We start from the raw sequence: 5,397 nt of genomic DNA, 5'->3' as shown, positions 1-5,397 counted from the left end.
GTACCGGGTCAAGAGCCCCTCGATCCAGGTCGGGCCACTGGAGATGCGGCCCGCGGAGCGCCGCGTCCTCATGGCGGGCGAGGAGATCGAACTGACCGTCCGCGAGTACGCCCTGCTCGAGCTCTTCGCTCACCGGGCGGGTGAGCTCGTCACGCGCGAGGAGGTTCACAACAGCCTCTACCGGGAGCGCGGCGCGGCCACGTCCAACGTGGTCGACGTCTACGTCGGCTATCTGCGCCGCAAGCTCGAGGCGCGTGAAAAAACGATCCGGGTGCTCAAGCGTCGCGTGAAGGAGCGCGATGATTCCCTGGCGACGCCGATGACGACGCTGGAGCAGAACATCGCCCTCGGCAAGATCGTGGCGATGAAGACGCAGCAGCTCATTGAAGAGCGGCGCGAGCTGCAGGAGGCGCTGGCTGAGCTGGGACGCGCCCAGGCCATGCTGCTCCAGGCTCAGAAAAAGGAATCCATCGGTCAGCTCGCCGCCGGTGTTGCCCACGAGATCAACACGCCCACTCAGTACGTACGGGACAACGTCGAGTTCGTCAGCAAGGCCCAGAGCATGATCGCCTCATTGTTCGACGCCGCCTGCGCCCTGGCGGATACGGCCGAGGCGCATGACGCGACCCGGGAGGCCGCGGTGGCGTTTCGTCGCCAGCTCAAGCGGTCCAAGTTCAGTTTTCTGAAGGTGCAGGTGCCGGCCGCACTGGATCAGTCGCTGGACGGGTTGCGCCGCATCTCCCGCATTGTCGGGGCGATGAAGGAGTTCTCCCATCCGTCCGCTGGCGAGAAGGAGCAGGTTGACCTGCATGCGCTGGCGGAAACCACGGTCACCGTGGCGCGCAACGAATGGAAATACGTCGCCAGCCTGACCATCCGCTGTGAAGGCGAGGTGCCACCTGTTTGCTGCCTGCGCGACGAGATCGCCCAGATGCTTCTGAACCTGGTCGTGAACGCCGCCCACGCCATCGAGGACACGCTGGAACCGGGCGTCAAGGAGTTGGGACGCATTGAGGTCGTGCTCGCTCCGTACGGGGACACGCATGTCGAGATCCGCGTGATCGATGATGGCGGCGGCATCCCGGATTCGGTGCGCGAGAAGGTGTTCGACCCGTTTTTCACCACCAAGGCTGTGGGCGAGGGCACCGGACAAGGGCTGGCGATTGTTTACTCCACCGTCGTCGACAAGCATGGCGGCGTGGTGTTCTTCGAAACCGAAGTCGGGGGCGGCACCGAGTTCGTTGTTCGTCTGCCCATCGACGGGAGCAGCGAAACATGACGCCGATGCGACTGATGTTTGTCGACGACGATGAGCGCGTTCTGGGTGGCATCGAACGGACGCTGTTCATGTGCGATCGCGATTGGGAGGCGGAGTTCGCCACCAGTGGCGCCGAGGCATTGTTGATGCTGGAAGATGATCCCGTCGACGTGGTGATCAGCGACATGCGCATGCCGATGATGGACGGCGCGCAGTTCCTGCGAACCGTGCGTGACCGCTGGCCGGAGACCGTCCGCATCATGCTGACGGGGCAGACGGAGCAGGAGGCAGCCCTGCGTGCGCTGGATGTCGCCCAGCAATTCCTGTCCAAGCCTTGTGAGAGCACGGTGCTGGTCGAAACCATTGATCGCGCAACCTCGCTGCAATCGCTGTTGCGTGACGATTCGATTCAGGTCGCGCTGGACAAGGCGGGGCAGCTGCCTCCCATCCCGACCATGTATGCCCGCCTGGCCCACCTGCTGGAAAATTCGCAGGCCAGAGCCTCGGAAGTCGCCGAGGTTGTTGGCGCCGATCCCGCGCTGGCCGCAAAGGTGCTGCAGCTCGCGAACTCCGTATCGCTCTACGCGGGTGCGGAGGCCGGTGACATTGCCGAAGCGGCCAAGCGGATCGGTTTCCGCATGCTGGCTGTTCTGGTTCTGGCCACGGAAGTTCATGCCCGATTCTCCGGCCCCGCGGCCGAGTTGCTGCGGCAGCGGTCGGTGCTGGCATCCAGAATCGCCGGACAGATCTGCAGTGTGTACGCCGTGCGGGAAACGGTGATGACCGCCGCCTTGCTGGCGGATGTGGGCGTGCTGCTTGATGGAGTCGAGCGATCCCCATTGGGCGTCGACGCCCAGAGCGCTCCGACACATGCGGAGATCGGTGCGTATCTGCTCGGCGCCTGGGGGTTGCATGGGTCGATCGTCGAGGCGGTGGCCCAGCACCGCACACCGGATCGGCTGGAATCCGAGCGTTTCGATGCCGTGGGCGTGGTGCATGTCGCTGTCGCCCTGGCGTATGGCGAGCCCGTGAATGACTTGTTTCTGCAACTGGCGGGTGTCAACGCGCATCTGCCCGCGTGGCGCGCGGTGGCTGATGCGCTCATCCAGAGACAGGCGGCGGCATGAACCCGGCCGTCAGTGCAGGGATGGCTCCGGATGCCGGCGACAAGGAACTGCCACGCATCCTGTGTGTCGACGACGAACCGAATTTGCTGGCGGGACTGGAGCGGACCCTCTTCGAGGGGTTTGATGTCACCACAGCCACCAGCGGTGCACTGGGTCTGGAGTTCGTCGAATCCGAGCCGCCGTTCGCGGTCATCATGTCCGACATGCGCATGCCGGGAATGGACGGCGCAGAATTTCTCGCCCGGGTCCGCGAGCGCAGCCCGAACAGCACTCGCATTCTGCTGACCGGACAGGCCGACACGAAATCAGCCATCGCGGCCATCAACCATGGCGCGATTTTTCGGTACCTCTGCAAGCCGTGTCCCTCGGATGTGCTGATTCCGACCTTGAACGAGGCCGTTGAACGCCACCGCTCGGCGGTGCTTGAACGCGACATGATGGAAACCACGCTTTCCGGCGTTGTGGATTCCATGACCCAGGTGCTGGGCCTGATCGCGCCCTGGGCGTCGATGCGGTCGGCGACGATCCAGGCCTGTGTCAAGCAGGCGGCGGGCACACTGGGCTGGCCGAACGCCTGGATTGGCAACATGGCGGCGGCATTGAGTCATATCGGTTGTGTCAGCGTGCCGTCGGACATTGTCCAACGTGAAATGGCCGGTCTACCGCTTAACGCCGAGGAACGCGAGATACTGGATTCCCATCCGGAGATCGCGTTCAAGCTGTTGCAGGCGATTCCGCGGCTGGATCCGGTCGCCCAGGTGGTGCGGTACCAGAACCAGCCCGCGCCGGTCGATGCGGACCCTGACGTGGTGCTGGGCGCCGAACTGCTGCGCGCGGCGAGCGTTCTGGCGCGTGAGTTGGCGAGTCAGCAGCCGATGGCGCGAGCCCTGGAGGCCGTGGCCGAACTCGATCCGCCGGTGCGCCAGGCTGTCAGGCAGGCGCTGCGGACGGTCAAGCTGCATAGTTGCAACTCCACGCGCAGAGCGCGGGTGAATGATCTGGTCCCGGGTTGGGTGGTGGCCGAAGACATCAAGACACGCCAGGGCGGTCTGGTGCTCGGCGCAGGGCGGGAGCTGACGGTGACGGCCATCATGGCCCTGCGCAATCTGCTGGCCTCTGACGCGATTGAAGAGCCACTGCTCGTCGCCTGCCCGGAAACCGATCAGAGCTTCCCTGGAGCCTAGTTCGCGCGGACTGACCGGGCGGCATTAAACTGATACGTGTCTCCCATCGCTCTTGCACCCGTGACCGAGTCCCGTTCTGAACAGCCCCGTCCCCAGCCGCCCGAAAAGCCCCTGGATTCCGATTGCTGCGAGACGGGTTGTGATCCCTGCGTCTGGGACATGTATTCGGACCAGGTGCGCGCCTACGAGCGGGCACTGAAGGCCTGGCAGGAGCGCAATCCGGAGCCCAGCGAGATCGACTAGCCGGACGGGACCTGGATGCCCGGCATCGCGGCGACGACCAGCCCGCCGACCAGCCAGACGATCGCCAAGACGGCGCCGGTCTTGAGCACCCGCTCCCCGCCCGAGCTGCCGCCATGGTCATGGTGGTGACCATGCGAACCGTCGCGTCCTGACCACCACAGCCAGCCGAGCACGGCACTGACGCCCAGGAAGATCAGGTTCAGCACGAAGCCGTAGTTCAGCTTGAACAGGTCACGCTGCTGCTGGCCGCCGCCACCGCCCTGGCTGTCCGGCAACAGATCGAAGGCGGCCAGTCCGTAGTGCATGGCCAGCGACACCGCGACCAGCCCCGACAGCAGCATGACGAGGATGTAGATCGCCATCTTCCAGCCGTAGTACTGCGCATTGATCCGCAGCACGGGCAACACGACGAGATCGGAAAAGATGAACGCCATGACACCGGCGAAGCTCACGCCGTGGTCGAAGAGCAGGGCGGCCAGCGGAATGTTGCCCATCGAGCCGATGAAGGTCGCGAAGGCGGCGATCGGCCCGATCAGCGTCTGCGCCAGCACCGCGCCAAAGCCCGGTTGGCTGCCATCGCCGCCGGAGCCCACGAACAGCGTCTCGAAAAATGCCTCGGGCACGAAGGCGGCGATGATGCCGGCGATGGTGAAACCCACCAGCACGTCCTTCCACACCATCTGCCACTCCATCACGTAGGAGCGGGCGATGGCGGTCCAGCCGTCGCGTGAGCGCAGTTTGTCCCGGGCCGATTCGGTGTCGCCATGGTCGTGCTCGTCGTCCTCGCCCAGCCGCTCCCGGGCCTGCTTGAGCAGGCGCTTCGGGCGGGTAATGCGGATGAACAGCCAGGCGAAGCCAATCAGCAGCAAACCGCCGACGTATTCGCCAACGACGAAATGCCAGCTCAGGAACAGGGCGATGACGATGCCCAGCTCGATGACCAGGTTGGTCGATGCGAGCAGAAAGGCCATCGCGGGCGCCAGCCCGGCGCCTTTCTGGAACAGCGCGCGGGTGGTCGACAGCGCGGCGAAACTGCAGGAGCTGGAGATGAATCCGAAGAAGGTCCCGAGAGCCATGCTGCGCGGGCCGGCTGTGCCCATGAGCCGCTGCATGCGGGCCTGGGTGACCAGTACCTGGATCAGGCTGCTGATCAGATAGCCGAGGGCGAAGGCCCACAACGCCATCCAGAAAAAACCGGTGCTGGTGAGCGCGGCCTGCGCCCAGTGTTCGAGAAAACCATCCATGTCGACTCCGGTGACTGCGGTGATGCATCCATGCATCGGGTAGTGCGCCCGTAATAGCCGACAGGACTGATCCGTCAGTGTTCCCCGCGGATCAGCTCATTCGCCCGCGAGCGACTCGATCCACACTGGCGCAGCGAAGGCGATGGACTCGCCCTCCGCGTTGTCGACGCGGAGGTAGTACCAGCGACGCGCATCGGTTGCCGTCACCGTGGTGGACAGCTCATGCGTGGCGGATTCGGCGACGATTTCGCCACCGCTGGTAATGAGTTGCAGCCGGCCCACGAACGGTCCGCCATCGCGATGTTCCACGTGGACGGTGATGGGCACGTCGGTCCCAGGTT

At 64.8% G+C, this 5,397-nt stretch carries 6 protein-coding genes; 4 read left to right on the top strand and 2 right to left on the bottom strand.

The window, feature by feature from the left end:
• The 4 genes from ABNS06_RS10875 to ABNS06_RS10860 form a co-directional block, all read left to right on the top strand.
• Positions 1-1,279 (top strand): ATP-binding protein (locus ABNS06_RS10875; RefSeq protein WP_348674618.1); only part of this gene is annotated, 1,279 nt, incomplete at its 5' end.
• 5 nt (positions 1,280-1,284) lie between these two features.
• Positions 1,285-2,385, top strand: coding sequence for an HDOD domain-containing protein (locus tag ABNS06_RS10870; protein ID WP_348674617.1), 1,101 nt, complete (start codon positions 1,285-1,287; stop codon positions 2,383-2,385).
• Positions 2,382-3,569: a response regulator gene (locus tag ABNS06_RS10865; protein WP_348674616.1), complete on the top strand. Its 1,188-nt coding sequence runs from the start codon at positions 2,382-2,384 to the stop codon at positions 3,567-3,569. The genes ABNS06_RS10870 and ABNS06_RS10865 overlap by 4 nt, the downstream gene beginning before the upstream one ends.
• A gap of 60 nt (positions 3,570-3,629) precedes the next feature.
• Positions 3,630-3,812 carry an oxidoreductase-like domain-containing protein gene (locus ABNS06_RS10860; protein WP_348674615.1) on the top strand — a complete coding sequence of 61 codons (183 nt, stop codon included), beginning with the start codon at positions 3,630-3,632 and terminating at the stop codon, positions 3,810-3,812.
• Here the strand turns inward: ABNS06_RS10860 and ABNS06_RS10855 are convergent.
• Together ABNS06_RS10855 and ABNS06_RS10850 are read right to left on the bottom strand one after the other, a co-directional pair.
• Complete coding sequence (locus tag ABNS06_RS10855) at positions 3,809-5,056, bottom strand: permease (RefSeq protein ID WP_348674614.1); 1,248 nt, start codon at positions 5,054-5,056, stop codon at positions 3,809-3,811. The genes ABNS06_RS10860 and ABNS06_RS10855 overlap by 4 nt on opposite strands.
• A gap of 96 nt (positions 5,057-5,152) precedes the next feature.
• A partial coding sequence (locus ABNS06_RS10850; protein ID WP_348674613.1) for a hypothetical protein occupies positions 5,153-5,397 on the bottom strand: 245 nt, incomplete at its 5' end.

Origin of the sequence: uncultured Abyssibacter sp. (genome assembly GCF_964000955.1) — a bacterium.
GTDB lineage: Bacteria > Pseudomonadota > Gammaproteobacteria > Nevskiales > OUC007 > Abyssibacter.
Note: the sequence above shows the minus strand (reverse complement) of the source record. Positions and strands in the feature narration are given on the sequence as shown.